At 43.8% G+C, this 18,416-nt stretch carries 19 protein-coding genes; 14 read left to right on the top strand and 5 right to left on the bottom strand.

Going from position 1 to position 18,416, the window contains the following annotated elements; all coding sequences use genetic code 11:
- The first annotated feature begins 7 nt into the window (after nucleotides 1–7).
- The 6 genes from ACMUMQ_RS11510 to phoR all read left to right on the top strand — a co-directional run bounded on the left by ACMUMQ_RS11510 (nucleotide 8) and on the right by phoR (nucleotide 5,677).
- Nucleotides 8–787, top strand: a complete 780-nt coding sequence (locus ACMUMQ_RS11510) for an amino acid ABC transporter ATP-binding protein (protein ID WP_347983611.1) — start codon at nucleotides 8–10, stop codon at nucleotides 785–787.
- A gap of 95 nt (nucleotides 788–882) precedes the next feature.
- Complete coding sequence (locus ACMUMQ_RS11505; protein ID WP_414682136.1) at nucleotides 883–2,154, top strand: HDOD domain-containing protein; 1,272 nt, start codon at nucleotides 883–885, stop codon at nucleotides 2,152–2,154.
- Between the two features lie 6 nt (nucleotides 2,155–2,160).
- Complete coding sequence (locus tag ACMUMQ_RS11500) at nucleotides 2,161–2,721, top strand: chorismate--pyruvate lyase family protein (protein WP_414682135.1); 561 nt, start codon at nucleotides 2,161–2,163, stop codon at nucleotides 2,719–2,721.
- The gene (gene ubiA / locus ACMUMQ_RS11495; RefSeq protein WP_414682134.1) at nucleotides 2,718–3,572 is read left to right on the top strand and encodes a 4-hydroxybenzoate octaprenyltransferase; all 855 of its coding nucleotides are present in this window, start codon (nucleotides 2,718–2,720) and stop codon (nucleotides 3,570–3,572) included. Before ACMUMQ_RS11500 ends, ubiA begins: the two co-directional genes overlap by 4 nt.
- An 84-nt stretch (nucleotides 3,573–3,656) precedes the next feature.
- Nucleotides 3,657–4,352, top strand: a complete 696-nt coding sequence (gene phoB, locus ACMUMQ_RS11490; RefSeq protein ID WP_347983615.1) for a phosphate regulon transcriptional regulator PhoB — start codon at nucleotides 3,657–3,659, stop codon at nucleotides 4,350–4,352.
- A complete protein-coding gene (gene phoR / locus ACMUMQ_RS11485) occupies nucleotides 4,349–5,677 on the top strand; it encodes a phosphate regulon sensor histidine kinase PhoR (RefSeq protein ID WP_414682133.1) in 1,329 nt (442 codons plus the stop codon). Before phoB ends, phoR begins: the two co-directional genes overlap by 4 nt.
- A 72-nt stretch (nucleotides 5,678–5,749) precedes the next feature.
- On the opposite strand, the gene ACMUMQ_RS11480 is transcribed toward phoR, so the two are convergent.
- Both ACMUMQ_RS11480 and cysZ read right to left on the bottom strand, forming a co-directional pair.
- Nucleotides 5,750–6,598 (bottom strand): response regulator, encoded by an 849-nt coding sequence (locus ACMUMQ_RS11480; protein ID WP_414682132.1) that lies wholly within the window; start codon nucleotides 6,596–6,598, stop codon nucleotides 5,750–5,752.
- Nucleotides 6,598–7,377, bottom strand: coding sequence for a sulfate transporter CysZ (gene cysZ / locus ACMUMQ_RS11475; RefSeq protein WP_414682131.1), 780 nt, complete (start codon nucleotides 7,375–7,377; stop codon nucleotides 6,598–6,600). The genes ACMUMQ_RS11480 and cysZ overlap by 1 nt, the downstream gene beginning before the upstream one ends.
- Nucleotides 7,378–7,666: 289 nt before the next feature.
- Here cysZ and ACMUMQ_RS11470 point away from each other — a divergent pair, with 289 nt between their 5' ends.
- The 8 genes from ACMUMQ_RS11470 to ACMUMQ_RS11435 all read left to right on the top strand — a co-directional run bounded on the left by ACMUMQ_RS11470 (nucleotide 7,667) and on the right by ACMUMQ_RS11435 (nucleotide 16,182).
- A complete protein-coding gene (locus ACMUMQ_RS11470; RefSeq protein WP_414682130.1) occupies nucleotides 7,667–9,277 on the top strand; it encodes a peptide ABC transporter substrate-binding protein in 1,611 nt (536 codons plus the stop codon).
- Between the two features lie 145 nt (nucleotides 9,278–9,422).
- Nucleotides 9,423–10,343, top strand: coding sequence for an oligopeptide ABC transporter permease OppB (gene oppB / locus ACMUMQ_RS11465; protein WP_414682129.1), 921 nt, complete (start codon nucleotides 9,423–9,425; stop codon nucleotides 10,341–10,343).
- 9 nt (nucleotides 10,344–10,352) lie between these two features.
- Nucleotides 10,353–11,279: an oligopeptide ABC transporter permease OppC gene (oppC, locus tag ACMUMQ_RS11460; RefSeq protein ID WP_414682128.1), complete on the top strand. Its 927-nt coding sequence runs from the start codon at nucleotides 10,353–10,355 to the stop codon at nucleotides 11,277–11,279.
- Nucleotides 11,280–11,288: 9 nt separating this feature from the next.
- Nucleotides 11,289–12,287 (top strand): oligopeptide ABC transporter ATP-binding protein OppD, encoded by a 999-nt coding sequence (locus ACMUMQ_RS11455; protein ID WP_414682127.1) that lies wholly within the window; start codon nucleotides 11,289–11,291, stop codon nucleotides 12,285–12,287.
- Between the two features lie 2 nt (nucleotides 12,288–12,289).
- On the top strand, nucleotides 12,290–13,312 hold the full coding sequence (gene oppF / locus ACMUMQ_RS11450; protein WP_414682126.1) for a murein tripeptide/oligopeptide ABC transporter ATP binding protein OppF: 1,023 nt from the start codon (nucleotides 12,290–12,292) through the stop codon (nucleotides 13,310–13,312).
- A gap of 194 nt (nucleotides 13,313–13,506) precedes the next feature.
- Nucleotides 13,507–14,016 carry a putative pterin-binding protein gene (locus ACMUMQ_RS11445; RefSeq protein ID WP_414682125.1) on the top strand — a complete coding sequence of 170 codons (510 nt, stop codon included), beginning with the start codon at nucleotides 13,507–13,509 and terminating at the stop codon, nucleotides 14,014–14,016.
- Between the two features lie 3 nt (nucleotides 14,017–14,019).
- Nucleotides 14,020–15,819: a sensor histidine kinase gene (locus ACMUMQ_RS11440; RefSeq protein WP_414682124.1), complete on the top strand. Its 1,800-nt coding sequence runs from the start codon at nucleotides 14,020–14,022 to the stop codon at nucleotides 15,817–15,819.
- Between the two features lie 27 nt (nucleotides 15,820–15,846).
- Nucleotides 15,847–16,182, top strand: coding sequence for an Hpt domain-containing protein (locus ACMUMQ_RS11435; protein WP_414682123.1), 336 nt, complete (start codon nucleotides 15,847–15,849; stop codon nucleotides 16,180–16,182).
- A gap of 25 nt (nucleotides 16,183–16,207) precedes the next feature.
- On the opposite strand, the gene msrC is transcribed toward ACMUMQ_RS11435, so the two are convergent.
- The 3 genes from msrC to pstB all read right to left on the bottom strand — a co-directional run bounded on the left by msrC (nucleotide 16,208) and on the right by pstB (nucleotide 18,410).
- The gene (msrC, locus tag ACMUMQ_RS11430; RefSeq protein WP_414682122.1) at nucleotides 16,208–16,714 is read right to left on the bottom strand and encodes a free L-methionine (R)-S-oxide reductase MsrC; all 507 of its coding nucleotides are present in this window, start codon (nucleotides 16,712–16,714) and stop codon (nucleotides 16,208–16,210) included.
- Between the two features lie 137 nt (nucleotides 16,715–16,851).
- Complete coding sequence (gene phoU / locus ACMUMQ_RS11425; RefSeq protein ID WP_414682121.1) at nucleotides 16,852–17,565, bottom strand: phosphate signaling complex protein PhoU; 714 nt, start codon at nucleotides 17,563–17,565, stop codon at nucleotides 16,852–16,854.
- A gap of 14 nt (nucleotides 17,566–17,579) precedes the next feature.
- The gene (gene pstB, locus ACMUMQ_RS11420; RefSeq protein ID WP_317005526.1) at nucleotides 17,580–18,410 is read right to left on the bottom strand and encodes a phosphate ABC transporter ATP-binding protein PstB; all 831 of its coding nucleotides are present in this window, start codon (nucleotides 18,408–18,410) and stop codon (nucleotides 17,580–17,582) included.
- Between the last annotated feature and the right edge of the window lie 6 nt (nucleotides 18,411–18,416).

Here is an 18,416-nt window from a genome sequence, read left to right as displayed (position 1 = left end):
CTATATAATGTCAAATACAAATATGGCTCGTGCTCAGCTTGCGCAGGGCGAAGAAGCAATCATCGAATTTAACGATGTAAACAAATGGTACGGTGATTTCCACGTATTAAAGAACATCAATTTCAGCATTAAAAAGGGTGAGCGTATCGTTGTATGTGGCCCTTCTGGTTCCGGTAAATCAACTATGACGCGTTGTATTAACCGTCTAGAAGAGCACCAAAAAGGAACCATTCTGGTTGATGGCGTTGAAATGAACGATAACCTGAAGAACATCGAAGCGATCCGCAAAGATGTTGGTATGGTTTTCCAGCACTTCAACCTGTTTCCACACCTAACCATTTTGGAAAACCTAACTTTGGCGCCAATTTGGGTACGTAAAACACCAAAGAAAGAAGCTGAAGAAATGGCAATGCATTACTTGGAGCGTGTAAAAATCGCTAACCAAGCATTGAAATACCCAGGTCAGCTTTCTGGTGGTCAGCAGCAACGTGTGGCGATTGCCCGTGGTTTGTGTATGCAACCTCGTATCATGTTGTTTGATGAGCCAACGTCTGCACTTGACCCTGAAATGATCAAGGAAGTATTGGACGTTATGATCCAATTGGCAGAAGAAGGTATGACAATGGTATGTGTGACCCATGAAATGGGCTTCGCAAAAACCGTTGCCGACCGAGTTGTATTTATGGATGCAGGCGAAATCGTTGAAGCCAATGAGCCAAATGAGTTTTTCAACAATCCTCAGCATGATCGTACTCAAAACTTCCTAAGCCAAATCCTAAATCATTAATTCGAAACTCGAAACTTCGTTTTAAAATCTGGTATATTGGCAAAAGCCCCGACGAGGGGCTTTTTTATGTCTGATAGTTTTAATCGAGAACCTTTATGGAAGCCTTACCAGACCACCAACAAAGTCAGAGAATACGAGTGGTGCATTTAGCAGATCACTCTGGTCGTTTGCAGGTTCTTTTCCCTGAAAGCAACATGCTCGATATAGCTGCTGTATCACGCATTACAAAACGCCGTTTAGAGCCCGTTGCCCACTTTCATCCATCGGGCGATGCTCTTATAAAACCCAACAGCGTAATGACGATTATAGAAAGCAGCATATTGGAAAATGACCAAGCTTTTCTTATCCGTACCAAAGCCGGCGGACAATACCGAGAAATCACAGGAAGCCAATTAAAAGAGCTGTTTTCAGGCCCACTTAACCGCTTTGAAAGCATTTCTATTCACACTTCTGCGATCAACAAACCAACCGAGAATCACGAAAATGATGAAGAACAGATTCTTCAAGCGCTTGGTAAATTTCAATCAATACGACTCAAGCAACGTTTGGAAGAAACATTAGAGATTCCGCCTTTGCCCGCTTCTTCCCATCGAATTATCAAACTGTCATCAGATAAGTCCGCAGGAACAGACGAACTATGCGAAGTCATTGCATTAGACCCAAGTTTATCTGCACAGGTCGTTAGCTGGGCGTCTTCTCCTTACTATGGAGCGCCGGGGTCAATTGAGTCTGTAGAGGATGCCATTATTCGCGTTCTCGGCTTTGAAATGGTGATGAATTTAGCGCTTGGGTTATCAATGGGTAACGCTTTTAAAACGCCTGAAGAAGGGCCTCGTCATTATGAAGACTTCTGGTTAGATTCTGTTTCAAATGCCGTGCTTATGGAATCCCTAGTAAAAGCGATGCCAATTAAAGATCGCCCAAAGCTCGGACATGCTTACTTAGCAGGCTTGCTACACAACTTCGGATTTCTTGCGATCAATGCTATTTTGCCACCTCATTTTTCCATTCTATCTCGTTACCAAGAAGCTAACGCGCATCTGGCGGCTGAGTTCACTGAAATGCACATACTGCATTTTAGCAAGGAACAATTGGCATCTTGGCTACTGCGTTATTGGAGCTTGCCAGACAATATTTGGATGGCCATCAGATACAGCAAAAAGCCTCATTATTATGGAGAGCACGCAGTATTAGCCAAACTGCTCTACGTGACTTATCAGCTCCGTCACGAAGCCGATATTGAACCTGAAGTGCTCAATGAAATAGGCTTAACACTTGAAGAAGTCGAAAACTGCGAAAAAGAGGTTTTCAAAAAATCAGCCGAGTTGCATAAAATGGCGTCTTTAATTAACAAGATAAATGCCTAACTTATTATGACCTTGATGAATCAATCCGCGACCTTGCAGTTTGGCTATCGATGGGCGCCTGTGCATAGAGTCAACAAGGTAAAAGTGCCAACCACTCTTTGGCCTTGGCTGACTACCAAAGCCTCTTTGACAGCCAAACTACAAACGCTGGGAACACTAACGGTTGAAGTACTTGAAGACACTTGGGGAACGCCAACAGCACGAGAAAGGCGTCGACTTGGCTTGCGCCCTCGTGAGGCCGCTCGAATTCGCACCGTTTTATTAAAGGTTGATGGTGTCAGTGTTATTTATGCGCGTTCAATTATTCCAGCTAAGTCCTTAAAAGGTCATTGGCGACAAGTAAAGCACCTTAAAAACAAACCGCTAGGTGGATATTTATTTAAACACAGAGCGCTTTTGAGAAGCGGCGTCGAAGTCACACAACTGCCTAAACAGATGTTTCCAGATCAATCCAATACCGTATGGGCAAGACGTTCTGTTTTTCAACAATACGGAGCGGGAATCTTGGTCAACGAAGCCTTCTTTGATGATATCAACCAACTAAAATCACCATTTGGTTTTATATGAATAAATTGAAAGTTTACCTAGAGCTAACGCGATTCGATCGCCCTATCGGGTCTTTGCTATTGATGTGGCCAACATTATGGGCGCTATGGCTCGCCTCTGATGGTATGCCTGATTGGCACCTCGTTGTTATTTTCATTTTGGGCGTATTTAGTATGCGCTCTGCTGGCTGCGTAATTAATGATTATGCCGATAGAAAAGTAGATGGCAGCGTTGAACGTACCAAGAACCGACCATTGCCTTCGGGTCGTGTATCCGCAAAAGAAGCTCTCGCGCTTTTCGCAGCACTTTGCGCAATAAGCTTTATTTTAGTTCTTTTCACTGACGTTCGAACCATTTTATTGTCATTTGTCGGATTAGGCCTTGCTGCACTTTATCCCTTTATGAAGCGATATACTCACTTACCTCAGCTGTTCCTAGGTTTGGCTTTTTCTTGGGCAATACCAATGGCGTACAGTGCTCAAGGCGGAGACTTAAGCGACCCTATACTTTGGATGCTGTTCGTTGCCAACTGCTTCTGGACGATCGCATACGATACCTATTATGCGATGACAGACCGCGAAGATGACCTCAAAGTCGGCATCAAATCGACAGCCATCTTATTTGGGGAGCACGACCTGCTTATCATTCTTTGTCTGCAAGGTTTGACTTTATCTCTCTTAACTTGGGTTGGTTTACTGGCTGGATTAGGTTGGCCGTATTTTATTGCTCTTGTGTGTTGTGCCGGGTTATTTTATTTGCAATTTAAGCAGGCTCGGAGCCGTGCTAAAGCCGCCTGCTTCCGCTCATTTCTAGACAATAACCGCATTGGCTTTTGCCTCTTCGTTGGTCTAAATTTAAGCTATTTTCTGTAATATATGGCAAAGTTGTGACATTTTAACCAAACTGTCACATTTGACGGCTTTAATAAAACCGTTCCTGAGATGAGGGTAGATCCTGTGACCGGTAAAAAAGTATTAATTATTGATGACGAGTCTTCAATACGCGAAATGATCGCGATTGCTCTAGAAATGGCAGGCTATGAATATTTAGAAGCCGAAAATATTCAGCAAGCCCACGAAATTATCGTCGACCATCGACCAGATTTAATTCTTGTTGATTGGATGATGCCTGGCGGCAGTGGGATTGAACTCACTCGTCGCTTGAAGAAAGACAACACAACGGCTGAAATTCCAGTCATCATGTTGACGGCGAAAAGTGAAGAAGACAACAAAATACAAGGCTTAGAGGTTGGTGCGGATGACTACATCACTAAACCTTTCTCTCCTCGTGAATTGGTCGCGAGATTAAAAGCCGTATTACGCCGAGCAACACCTCAAGGCATTGATGAACCGATTGAAATTGAAGGGCTAATGCTAGACCCTATCAGTCAACGAGTCACAATAGGGGCTCGCCCTTTGGATATGGGGCCAACGGAATACAGATTGCTAAAATTCTTAATGACACACCAAGAACGCGCCTACTCTAGAGCACAACTTCTAGATCAGGTTTGGGGTGGTAATGTCTATGTAGAAGAACGCACCGTTGATGTTCATATTCGTCGTTTACGCAAAGCCATTGGCAGCTCTCACGACTCCTTGATACAAACCGTTCGAGGAACAGGCTACCGATTCTCAGCAAAAAGGTCCGCATGAAAAACATTTGGCGAAATACCATACTAAGTTGGCTGTCAGGTCTTGCAGCTTGCATTGTCATTGGCCTGATCATTGGTCAGTTATTAGGGGTATTATTGCTGTATGTTTTAGGGTCTTTGTATTGGCAGCTGTACCAGCTTTATCAATTCCATAGCTGGTTACGCTATTCCAGTAAGGCGTCGCCTCCGGAAGCCAGTGGCATTTGGGGAGACGTTTTTGACGCCGTTTACCGTTTGCAGAAAAAGCAACGTAAATCAAAACGTCGAATGCGCCAAGCATTAACGCGAATCGAAAGCTCGACGACCGCCTTAAAAGAAGGCGTGATTATGGCGGATAACCAAGGCAATTTAGAGTGGTGGAACAATTCTGCAGCTCACTTCTTTGGTCTGATGCGCCCTGTAGATCGAGGTCAGATAATCACCAACATCGTTCGCAGTCCGGAGTTTTTCCGCTATTTCTCACAGAAACGCTTTGGGGAACCACTGGTTATTAAATCCCCTGCAAAAGAAGGCGTTTATCTGGAAATACAAACAACACTGTACGATAAAAACGATCACCTTATTTTTGTCCGTGATGTCACTCGCCTGCATCTTCTTGAACAAATGCGAAAAGACTTTGTCGCCAACGCCTCTCACGAGCTCAAGACACCTTTGACTGTAATTAAAGGTTATTTAGAAACCCTCGACATGTTTAAAGACAGTCTGCCGAAAAGCATGCAAAAAGGCATAGTGAACATGTCTGAGCAGTCTGAGCGCATGGAGCACCTTATTGAAGACTTGCTTCTTTTATCTCGTTTAGAAAGCGATGAAAAACGTGAAGAGAATCACTGGCACAAAGTCTTAGACATTGTGCATTCGATTCAAAGTGCCGTGGAATCCATTGTGACTGAGCAGCACATCATCTCTGTCAAAATTCCTGCTGAAGCTTATATTTACGGCTCTTACAAAGAGCTGTATAGCGCTTTTTCTAACCTAATCGTAAACGCCATTAAGTACTCACCGGATGGCGGCGAAGTGGAAATAAAATGGGAATCTAGCCATCTCAATGGCGTATTCTCTGTAAAAGATGCTGGTTTAGGAATAGACCCTAGACACATTCCTAGACTCACTGAGCGCTTCTTTAGAGTAGACAAGGGAAGAGGCTCAAAAACTGGAGGAACAGGTCTTGGGTTAGCCATAGTGAAGCATGTGTTGCTACATCATGATGCTAAGCTTCAAATCCGCAGCCAACCGGGTCATGGCAGCACTTTCTCCTGCTACTTCCCAGCCAACCGAACACAACATGAGTCTGTCTCGACTCTCATTTTCAAAGGCAATGAAAGCTAAGCTGCCCACAAAAAAAATAGGGAAGCCATCCGCTTCCCTATTTCATCATTACCTAAAAACATTAACGCCCATTTATAAGCTGTTAAACAGTTGTGCGATAAAGTCTTCTTTTTCCTTGTCTTGGTCGATTAAGCTCAAGGTCACGGTTAAGAAGGTTGAATCATGCTTCTTCTCTGTCGTAGACACTGATTGCACATAATAGTTTAAACGGTTCACTGCGCCTTTATGCTCCAAATCCAGCACAGCTTGCCCTAATACCTGAGGCACTACATCGTCACTTTTAATCAACATAGTGGCTTCTTGCTTGCTAAATTGAATGACCATGCAACGAAATTGCTTTTCCTCGAATCGAACAATCGTCGGCAGTTTCACATCTTTCACTGTCACAACTGGGTCGTCAGGGTGAGTAAATTTCGTAGCCTGAATAGGTTGGGTAGACTTCCCTGCTCCCATTAAGACATCAATCGAAGCGGAAGCCACGCCTTGGTTTCCAGAACTCGCTTGGCGAGGCTGTTGTGACACTAAGCGACCTTCCAACTTATGCTTCTTCGCAGCAGATATTACTTTGTTGATTAATTGCTCACCTGAAAACGGCTTACCAAGATAGTCCGTTACGCCCGCTTGTACCGCTTCAACAACATGACTTTTATCACCACGACTGGTAATCATGACAAACGGCACGTCGGCTTTTTGATATTGTGGCTGTTCACGACACCATCTTAGCAACTCAACGCCCGTCATTTCAGGCATTTCCCAGTCACACAGCACCATATTAAATTGCATTTTGGTTAATAATTGCTGTGCTTTTCGGCCATTAATCGCGTCTTCAATTTCAACTGCTGGAAATTGTTTGCGCAAAGTTCTACGGATCAAGTCTCGCGTAAAAGATGCGTCATCAACTACTAGTATTTTCAGTGCCATCACAATATTCCATTCGTTTTATCTAGCAAGGCAGAAAAGTCGCCATGCTCATTTCTAAAAGTGGAAACCCACAACAAGGTTGCCGCAACAACCGCAATGGGCATCATAAACAAATTCAACAAAGGAATTGCTAAACCAACCATGACAACACCGCCAAAAGTCCAGCACAACAAAGGCTTGGAGCGAAGAGCTTGTCTCATGTCGCCAAATTTCACCTTGTTGTTATCAAAGGCGTAATCCATAAACTGCAAAGCGAGCATCCAAGCAGAAAACAAAAGCAACAACACAGGCGCAATAACATTCACAATGGGTATAAAGGACAATAGCAGCAATAATAAAAAACGCGGCAGGAAATACAGAATTTTCTGACATTCCCTTTGTAAGCTGCGCCCTATGATTTTCATTATCACACTTGGCGTTAACTCTTCGTCAAAAGTCTTACCGGTTTCTTTTTCCTCTACTTTTTCTGCTAAAAAAGCCATAAAGGGCGAGGCCAGAATATTAATGCCAACAGAAAAACTGTAAAAAAGCAGAACACTGATGACGGCCCCAAAGATCAAATAGAACAACCAATTCAGAAAAGAAAACCAATCTGGCACATAGTTCATTGCTGAATCCAACAAACTTTGAAAGTAGCTAAACGCAAGCATGTAAATTAATCCCATTAAGGCAAAATTGGCCAACAATGGAATCAAAATGAATAACCTCAAATCTCTCGAGAGAAGCAAAGGAATGGCTTTTAGAAAAGCGCCTACGGCTTTAAAGGGCTGGGTAATCAAAGTACAAATTGCCTTTTAGTAAAGTAAAAAACACAGAATATCACGGAGACTTTCTGGCCTCCACAAAGCATCACTCAATAAGGTAAATGACTTATTTTGGCATGTATTCAAACCATATTCTCCTCGTCACATAATCACGGCAAACAAAAGTGACCTTTATTAGACGCATAACCTGATACGGAATTTCGATTGTGACCTTTAGGTAATTGGTTAACTATGAAAACGTCAGGTGAATACACATAGAACACCTAAATCATAAAAAACACTTCAAATAGGGAACGCACACAAAATGAAAAAAACATTACTTGCCAGTGCCATAATGGCCACCACATTATTCACAACCTTCTCTCAAGCCGCTGACGTTCCAGCAGGCACTCAACTTGCTGCAGTGCAAGAAATCGTTCGTGGCGGTGGCTCAGAACCAGCAACATTAGATCCACAAAAAATTGAAGGCACGCCAGGTTCACTTCGCGCAGCGGATCTTTTTGAAGGTTTATACAACCAAGATGGCGACGGCAATCTAGTTCCAGGTGTTGCCAAGAGCTACACAGCCAACGCAGACAACACCGTTTATACTTTCACTTTACGCCAAGATGCGAAATGGTCAAACGGTGACCCAGTCACCGCGCACGATTTTGTTTACGGCTTCACACGTGCCGTTGATCCAGAAACGGCCTCACCTTACGCGTGGTTCATTGAAATCCCTTCTATTGTCAATGCCTCTAAAATCATTGCGGGTGAAGCAGACCCAAGCACATTAGGTGTAAAAGCCATCGACGATTACACTTTCCAAGTGAATCTTGAACGCCCTGTTCCTTACTTTGTAAAAATGACCTCACACCAAACTATGTTCCCTGCGCCAAAAGCCATCATTGAGAAATGGGGAAGCGATTGGACAAAAGCCGAGCATATTGTTTCTAACGGCGCATACAAAATGGACGAGTGGGTTGTAAACGAGAAAATGGTGTTTTCCCGCAATGAAAACTATTGGAACGACGACAAAACTGTCATCAATAAAATTACTATTTTACCGATCGAATCACCAAACGCAGAATTGAAACGCTTCCAAGCAGGACAAATGGACCTAAGCTACGAGCTACCAAACGATCACTTCAAGCAACTTACTCGCGACATACCAGATCAAGTCGTTGTGACACCACAATTAGGCACTTACTACTACCAGTTCAACACAACCAAAGCACCTTACAACGACGTTCGTGTTCGTAAAGCCTTATCTTATGCCATTGATCGAGATGTCATTACTAAGTTTGTTGCAGGAACAGGTGAAATTCCGGCTTACTCTTTCACACCAGAAGTGGTCAATGGTTTTAACCCAGCGACACCAGATTACGCCACTTGGACGCAAAAAGAGCGTAACGAAAAAGCCAAAGCCTTGTTAGAAGAAGCGGGCTTTTCTAAGAACAATCCACTGTCCTTTAAACTGCTTTACAACACCAATGAAAACCACAAGAAGCTTGCCATTGCCATTTCTTCCATGTGGAAAAAAACTTTGGGCGTTAACGTTACACTGGAAAACCAAGAGTGGAAAACGTACATAGAAACGAAGAAACATCAGCAATTTGATGTGGCTCGTGCAGGTTGGATTGGTGATTACAACGAAGCCTCTACCATGTTGGATCTATTGACCTCATCTCACGGTAACAACGACGGTAAATACAGTAACGCAGAGTACGACAAGTTATTGAACGAAGCGAAAACAAGCCACGACCCTTCTGCGAACTACAACAAAGCCGAAGAAATCGCCATTGCTCAAGACATGGCGGTCGCACCTATCTACCAATACGTGACTAAGCGTTTAGTAAAACCTTATGTAGGCGGTTACTTCCCTAACCCTGAAGATAAGATTTACACCCGCGACATGTACATCATTAAGCACTAAATCATTTTAGTCAGCTTATTGAAGACAAAAAACCAAGGTTCTGCCTCTGTCCTTTAGGTAGAAGCAGAACCTAGGTTCTTCTTGATCCATCAATAGATCGTCAATATTAGCGCGTATTCTTTGCGTCTAATTCGGTAAGAATTTTATGTTTACATTTATTTTAAAGCGCGTGCTGGAAGCCATCCCAACGCTGCTCATCTTAATTACAGTGTCTTTCTTCTTGATGCACTCTGCACCAGGAAGTCCGTTCTCCAGCGAACGCACTCTTCCACCCGAAGTGTTAGCAAACATTAATGCCAAATACCATTTGGATGAACCTGTTATAAACCAATACTTTTATTATTTAGGCGGATTATTACAAGGCGATTTAGGCCCTTCTTTCCGATACAAAGATTTCACTATCAATGAGTTGATCGCGCAAAGTTTCCCTGTTTCTGCAGAAATTGGTATTTGGTCATTCATTGTCGCCTTACTGATTGGCGTCGGCTGTGGCGTGATTGCCGCCTTACGACAAAACTCATGGATCGATTACAGCGTCATGGGCTTTGCCAACCTTGGCATCGTGCTACCCAACTTTGTATTGGCTCCTTTGTGTATTTTATTTTTCTCTATCTACAATCATTGGCTACCACCGGGCGGCTGGAATGGTGGCGCTTGGCCTTACTTGGTGATGCCAGTGATCGCTATGTCCACCAGCTACATTGCCCAAATCGCCCGTATCACCCGCGGCAGCATAATTGAAACCATGCATTCCAATTTCATTCGTACGGCAAAAGCAAAAGGCTTACCTAAGCATCGCATTATTCTCCAACACGCTTTACGCCCAGCTATGTTGCCTGTGATTTCTTATCTTGGGCCTGCGTTTGTCGGCATTGTGACCGGCTCAGTGATTGTAGACGTGTATTTTGGCACAGGCGGGATTGGCCAACATTTCATCAATGGCGCACTAAACCGTGATTATTCCATGGTCATGGGCGTGACGATTCTGGTCGGCACCTTAACCATTCTTTTCAACGCCATTGTCGATGTTTTATACGCCGTCATCGATCCGAAAATCCGTTATTAAGGCCTCATTATGATTACCAACAAAGACAAAGTTCAGGCCGTTGAACAATTCGCCCAACAGGTGGTGGAAGTAGAAGGCCGCAGTTTATGGCAAGACGCTCGTCGTCGCTTTTTCTCTAACCACGCAGCCGTTGTCAGCCTCATCGTGCTTGCCTTGATTACCGCGATTGCACTCTTAGGACCTTTCCTCAGCCAATGGCATTACGAAGACATCGATTGGGAAGCGCTGTCTGATATTTCCGTATTAGGCCGCCCGAACACAGAAAACGGTCACTATTTTGGTACCGACACATTGGGACGCGATATTTTCGTACGCACCATGCAAGGAGGCCAAATTTCCTTATTGGTGGGTGTTTTAGGCAGCTTCGTTGCCATTGTGATTGGCACGCTTTATGGCGCCACATCAGGTTATCTTGGCGGGCGCGTTGATAGCGTGATGATGCGCTTTCTAGAAATCCTAAACTCATTTCCTTTCATGTTTTTCGTGATTATTTTGATGACGTTATTTGGTCGTCAAATATTCCTTATCTTCGTCGCCATTGGCGCGATTTCTTGGCTCGACATGGCTCGAATCGTTCGTGGGCAAACGTTGAGTTTGAAAAACAAAGAATACATAGAAGCCGCTTACGCTTGTGGTGTGTCGACACCAAAAATCATTTTACGTCACATCGTGCCAAACGTGCTTGGCATTGTCGTGGTGTACGCCACGTTATTGGTACCAAATATGATCTTGCTGGAATCTTTTATCAGCTTCTTAGGCCTTGGCGTACAAGAGCCAATGACGAGCTGGGGCGCATTGATTTCAGAAGGCGCGCAAAACATGGAGATCGCCATCTGGCAACTGGCTTGGCCATTAGGCTTCCTTGTGGTGACCTTGTTTTGCTTTAACTTCCTCGGCGACGGCTTACGAGACGCGCTTGACCCGAAAGACCGCTAAGGAGGATTTATGTCATTAGCCACAGAATTACACACGGCAGAGCCATTACTTGAAGTCGACAATTTACAAGTAAAATTCGCCACGCCAGACGGCTTCGTCACCGCCGTGAACAACTTAAATTTCGCCCTTGCACAAGGAGAAACCTTGGGCATCGTTGGTGAATCCGGCTCAGGTAAAAGCCAAACGGCTTTCGCGTTAATGGGGTTGCTCGCGAACAACGGCATCATAGAAGGCGAAGCGCGTTTCGAAGGCAGTAATATCTTATCTTTGAACGAAAAAGCCATGAATCGCATTCGCTCAAAAGACATCGCGATGATTTTCCAAGACCCAATGACCTCATTGAACCCTTATATTAAGGTCGGCAAACAATTAATGGAAGTCTTGATGCTGCACAAAGGCATGAGCAAAGCGGACGCCTTTGAAGCGTCCGTCCACATGCTCGACGCGGTAAAAATGCCAGAAGCGCGCAAACGCATGAACATGTATCCACACGAATTTTCTGGCGGCATGCGTCAGCGTGTCATGATTGCTATGGCGTTATTGTGCCAACCTAAATTGCTGATCGCAGATGAGCCAACCACGGCTTTGGATGTGACGGTTCAGGCGCAAATTCTTACGTTACTGAATGAGCTCAAAGACGACTTCAATACCTCCATCATTATGATTACGCATGATCTTGGTGTCGTCGCTGGCTTGTGTGACAAAGTACTCGTTATGTACGCGGGGCGAACCATGGAATATGGCTCTGCGGAAGACGTGTTTTATCGCCCAACGCACCCGTACACACAAGGTCTGTTAAACGCCATTCCTCGTTTAGACAACGAAGGCAGTGTGTTGGCGACCATTCCAGGAAATCCTCCAAACTTGCTGAACTTACCTTCTGGTTGCCCTTTTGAAGCGCGCTGTGAATTTGCCAAAGAGCGCTGTGTAAACATCGCGCCAAGCCTCGAAACCTTTGCCTCAGGGCAAATGAGCGCTTGCCATAAAACAACAGAAGGCTGGGCATAATCATGACAATTGAACACACCGTTGCAGAACAAAACAACAACGTATTAATGGCAGTGAAAGACTTAAAAGTCCATTTCAACATCAAATCAGACAACGCATGGCCATGGGAAAAAGGCCAAGCGCTAAAAGCCGTTGATGGCGTGGATTTAACTATTTATGAAGGGGAAACTCTTGGTGTTGTAGGCGAATCTGGTTGCGGAAAATCTACTCTAGCCCGAGCGCTGCTTCGTCTTGTGCCGATTACCGAGGGCAATGTGGTTTGGCTTGGACAAGACTTAACCAACCTTGATAAAAAGCAAATGCGCGACAAACGCCAAGAGCTGCAAATGATTTTCCAAGATCCATTGGCGTCACTTGATCCTCGTATGACAGTGGGCGACATCATTGCAGAGCCACTGAAAACCTTTAAACCAGAATTGTCCAAAGAAGACATCAAAAACGAAGTACGCCAAATCATGAACCGCGTGGGCTTATTACCCAACGTGATTAACCGTTATCCACATGAATTTTCTGGCGGCCAATGTCAGCGAATTGGGATTGCTCGCGCGTTGATTTTAAAACCCAAGTTGATTGTGTGTGATGAGCCCGTTTCCGCGTTGGATGTGTCTATTCAGGCGCAAGTGGTGAACTTGCTCAAAGAGTTACAAGAAGAGATGAACTTGTCTTTGGTATTCATCGCACACGATTTAAGTGTAGTGAAACACATCTCTGACCGAGTGTTGGTCATGTATTTGGGCAACCCTGTTGAGCTGGCCAGCAAAAAGTCTCTCTATGACAACCCTCAACACCCTTACACGAAAGCCTTGATGTCGGCGGTGCCGGTTCCAGATCCAAAAATCGAGAGAGGCAAAACCATTCAGCTACTGGCTGGAGACTTACCTTCACCTATTAATCCGCCGTCTGGCTGTGTATTTCGTACACGTTGCCCTCACGCAAACGAAACCTGCTCGACCAAAAAACCTTTGCTCAGTGCATTTTCTGACGTGCATCAGGTCGCTTGCTCTCGCTTAGAAGAGCTTACTTAGTCACACTCTCTCTTTAAATCTAAGAAAGTAAGCCGTATTGAAAAAAGCAATACGGCTTATTTTTTCTTTGATTTCTTAAAAATTTTACGTATTTGTATTATTTAAAGGGTTAAGCTCCCCAGTATTAGCAACACAAGCACTCTTTTTTTGTCTATCATAGACAAATCATCATTTGTAAAGAATTAAGGTTTGCCATGGGCTTGTTAACGCGTTCTCTATTATTGCTTTCCTGCCTTCTCTCTCTTTCTGTTTATGCGTTAGAAGCACCTTCCCATAGAGTCGTTTTAACGGTATCTGGAGCGATTAACGTGACGAATGTTGATCAAGAAGCGGCATTCGATATGACCATGTTAAAAGCGCTCCCTCAGTACGTTATAACAACAAAGAATCCTTGGACGAAAGAGGCGCATACTTATCAAGGTTTTTCAGCGATCGATTTACTCGACTCTTTAGGAAATAAAGGCAACTTACTCCAAGTCACTGCATTAAATAAATACATGACGGAAATTCCGCTTTCTGACTTTGCGGAGAAAGGGGCAATTTTTGCCACACACCAAGATGGCATACTGATGAGTGTTCGTAATCTGGGGCCAATTATGGTGATTTACCCTTTTGATACCAACGAAGACTTAAAGTCAGAGCTGTATTACAGTCGATCTATTTGGCAAGTAAGCAGCATTAAAACTCTTATTGTCGCGGAGTAAAAAGTGCTTTTACCCAAACAAAAAGCATGGCTATCAAGCTTCCGTAAAACGGTTCTGTACGCCTTCATTACCCTTATCATCACAATTTCTATTTCGTTATTTGGCATTATCACCTATACAAACGGTAGCGCTAAAGACAATAGTCGCAGAGCCTTCGAAAGCTCACTCTGGTGCGCACTGCAACTGCAAATACAGTCTTATCGATTATTGGATTATCTGATTGAGTTGGACGAAAGCGCTTTTCCATTAGGAGGCGATGCGTTCTTTGAATACGACTTGCTGATGAGTCGAGTCGACTTACTCAGAGAAGGCGAAATCGGTTCGCTTATTCGCAACTTTGAGGAAGGACGAGTTGTAAAACACCTTAATCTGATCAATGGTGAATTAGAGCTTTTAAGCTTCAACATTTCCAAGTTAGAGCAAGGTGATACTTCTTATTTAACCAACATCATTGAGCGTATTCAGCGCCTTCAGCCTAAGATTGATGAGTTCGTCTCTTTAGTAAATAAAGGCAGCACAGAATACATAGACAAAGACCATAAAAATTTTGAACACAGCCTAAGCGCCATTCAGGTTTTGTCTATGGCGCTATTAATCTGTTTATTGCTCTTATCTTTCTTTACGGTGAAAGCTCTGATTGAGTTACAAAAATCACTAAAAGAAACCAATAAGCTAAAAGCAGGTATGCAGGCCGTTCATGAAGATAAAGCCAACATGCTGTCATTTATTCATCAGGAGCTTAGGTCGCCAATCCACGCCATTCTGGGCATTGCTCAAACCGTCAAAAACACGCCTTCCGCTCAATCTTCTACCGAGCTTTCCGAGCACATTGAAGACGCTGGCGATCAGTTGCTTCAAAGCATCGAAATGTTCTCTGACTTAGCGCAAATTGAGACAAATAGATTCTCTCTGTTGCATACAACCGACAACCTTCAAAAGCATGTCGAAGCCTGCTTGACGCAGTTTGAGTCGCAAATGGCCAGAAAAGGCCTACAAAGTATTGTTTACATCGATCCGCTGTTACCAAAAGACATCACCATCGATTTCAATCGCTTTAAAGAGATCATTATAAGCTTGCTGCAAAACGCCTTAACTCATACGCCTTCTGGCAGCATCAGTGTGCAGATTCGCCCTTCTATTCTTGCGATTCCGTTGATGACAACGCCGCCGGCCTCTACGCAAGAAACAAGAATGCTACAAATTGCTGTAAAAGACACAGGTTTAGGAATGTCTGAGCAGTTACAAGAAAATCTGAGAATGAATCCAATGCTTCCTCAAGATGAAGAATCCATATTGAGAAGAATTGGCTTGAACTTAACCTTATGCAATAAGTTAGTAAAATACATGAATGGCGAAATTCATTTTTATAATACACCTAAAAAAGGCTGCGAATTCTGGGTTGATATTCCCTATTATGTTGAACGTGATGTCAGTCAAATCGACAAGCCAAAGAAGGAACCAAGCCATCAGCCTTGCGTGAATAGACATGTATTTCTTATCGAAGAAGATTCACACTTAGCAAAGGTTCTATCCAACCAATTAGCAACACTCGGCCTTAAGGTAACTCTTTTCAAAGAAGGAAGCAGTCCGTCAAAAGAAAAGCCGGACGCCATCATTCTAGGTAACTCAACTTGTCTAGAAAGAGATGGATTCGATATGATGGAGCAACGGAAAAAGCAAGGAATACCTATTCTTAGCTACAGTATCAATGCGGTTAAACAAGGCGAGCAATACATTACGCCCCTGTCATTCCCGCTGCTACAGAGCCAGATAGAAAAGAAAATAACTCAACTTTTTAAGTAATAAATGAATTCTGACAAGGCACTTTAAATGATCGACCACTCTTATCTCGACTCACTTGTTGAGCTACTTGGAAAAGATACCATTAACGAAATACGCTTAGTTTATGTCAATGAAAGTGCTGAAAAACTAGAAGACTTGTTCGCAGCGTGGGAAGCTAAAAACTTCACAGAACTGCAAGACATCAGCCATTCACTAAAGTCGTCCAGCTTGAGCATGGCAATGGCGGACTTTGCTGAGCAATGCAGAATGATCGAAGAGCTATCACAAACCGCGGATGAACAAGGCATTAAACCAATCACAGAAAACCTGTCTGTTGTCTACCACAAGTCCTTAGAAGAACTCGTGGCCTACTTCGAAGACTAGTAAAGAAGAAACAACCTGAACTCGCTTAAACTGCAAAGCTCCAGTTCATATCCGTTGCAGAAATAAAAGTCGCCACGAAAGATTCAATGCCCGCCTGATCAACGTCCGTAAAACGCCCGACCTTTGGGCTGTCCATATCAAAAACACCAATCAACTTACCCTGTGAAATAACAGGTACTACCAGCTCAGAAGCAGAAGCGGCGTCACACGCTATGTGTCCATCAAAAGCATGAACATCTTCGATACGTTGTGTTTCTTGGGTTTTCGCCGCTTCACCACACACTCCTCGACCAAAAGGAATACGAGTACAAGCCACTTTGCCCATATAAGGTCCAAGCACTAATTCTTCATCACGAGCAAAGTAAAAGCCAGACCAGTTAAGGTCAGGAACAGTTTGCATGACAAAAGCGGAAAATTGAGCGGCATTACAGATGAAATCTCGCTCTCCGCTGAGCAAAGCCGCCAGTTGAGCGTTTAATTCTTGATAGGCTTCTTGCGGGGAAGAGGTTGTATTTACTTCTATTGTAAACATGAAGGTTATCACCAAAAAAGACAAAGCCAGATGATAACAAAGTCTGTACAGAAGAGAGAAACAGAGAAAAGGGATTGATTAAGAAAATATCGATCTCATGCTAGCCGAGGACAATAGCATGAGATCGATTGGCAATATTACGCGCCTTTTACTTCATTAGCTAAATCATTCACGCTCACGTGGCGTACATCGACACCTTTCACCATGAAGATCAAATGCTGACAAGTGTGACGAGCATGGTCACCAATGCGCTCAAGTGAACGAAGTACCCAAATGACATTGATCACGCTCGAAATACTGCGTGGATCTTCCATCATATAAGTCACTAAAGAGCGCAAAGCCGCTTCGTATTCACGGTCTACTTCACGGTCTTTTTTCGCTACTTTAATTGCCGCATCGATATCTAGTCGAGCGTAAGCGTCCAATGAGTCATGAATCATTCGTGACACCATTTGACCAATACGGCTGATCTCAACATAACCGCGTGGAGATTCACCACCGTCGATCAAATCAGAAGTCAGTTTGGCGATCTTTTTCGCTTCATCACCTATTCGCTCTAATTCACTCACGGCTTTACTGATTGACAGAATCATACGCAAGTCAGAGGCTGCAGGCTGACGCTTAGCAAGAATGCGCGTACATTCTTCGTCTATCAAGCCATCTAGTTCGTTAACAGAAGCGTCTTTTGCTCTGACTTCTTCTGCTAGTTCGCCGTTAGCGTCTAACAAGGCTTGAACTGCATCTTGAACCTGAGTCTCAACAATGCCACCCATAGTCAAAAAGTGTTGGCGTAACATTTCTAGCTCGTTATTAAACTGCTGAGAAATATGATCCGTTGTTAATTCTTTCATAATCCGTCCTCCGCCTAGCCGTAGCGACCTGTGATGTAATCTTCTGTTTGTTGCTTACTTGGGTTAGTAAATAAAGAATTCGTATCGCCAAATTCAATCAAATCACCCATGTACATGAAGGCAGTGTAATCCGATACACGCGCAGCCTGCTGCATGTTGTGAGTTACGATCGCAATGGTGAAGTCGTTTTTCAATTCGTGGATCAACTCTTCAATTTTCAATGTTGAGATTGGATCCAAGGCAGAAGCTGGCTCATCCAACAATAAAACTTCAGGTTTTACCGCTACCGTACGGGCGATAACCAAACGCTGCTGCTGACCACCAGACATACCCAAAGCACTTTCGTGTAGACGGTCTTTTACTTCGTCCCATAAAGCCGCTGAGCGCAATGCCCATTCAACCGTTTCATCGATCACACGCTTTTGGTTAATGCCTTGAATACGCAAGCCGTACGCTACGTTTTCGTAAATACTTTTTGGGAACGGGTTTGGCTTTTGGAACACCATACCAACACGACGACGCAATTCTGCTACATCCGTGCCTTTTTCATAAATATTGCTGTCATGCAGGTTGATCTCACCAGTAATACGGCAGCTATCAACCAAGTCATTCATGCGGTTAAAACAACGCAACAGCGTTGATTTACCACAACCAGAAGGACCGATGAAAGCCGTTACCTTCTTCTCAGGGATGATCATATCCACGCCTTTAAGCGCTTCTTTTTCCCCATAGTAAAGATGCAAATCTTTAACAGAAAGGCAAACGGTTTCGTCTTCGATGCGCAAAGCTTGCTGGCTACGCTGCATCGCTGAAATATCAATTGAGTGTGTTTTTGCTTCGCTCATAATCTT

It is taken from the genome of Marinomonas algae (assembly GCF_047525555.1).
Classification (GTDB): Bacteria; Pseudomonadota; Gammaproteobacteria; order Pseudomonadales; family Marinomonadaceae; genus Marinomonas.
Note: the sequence above shows the minus strand (reverse complement) of the source record. Positions and strands in the feature narration are given on the sequence as shown.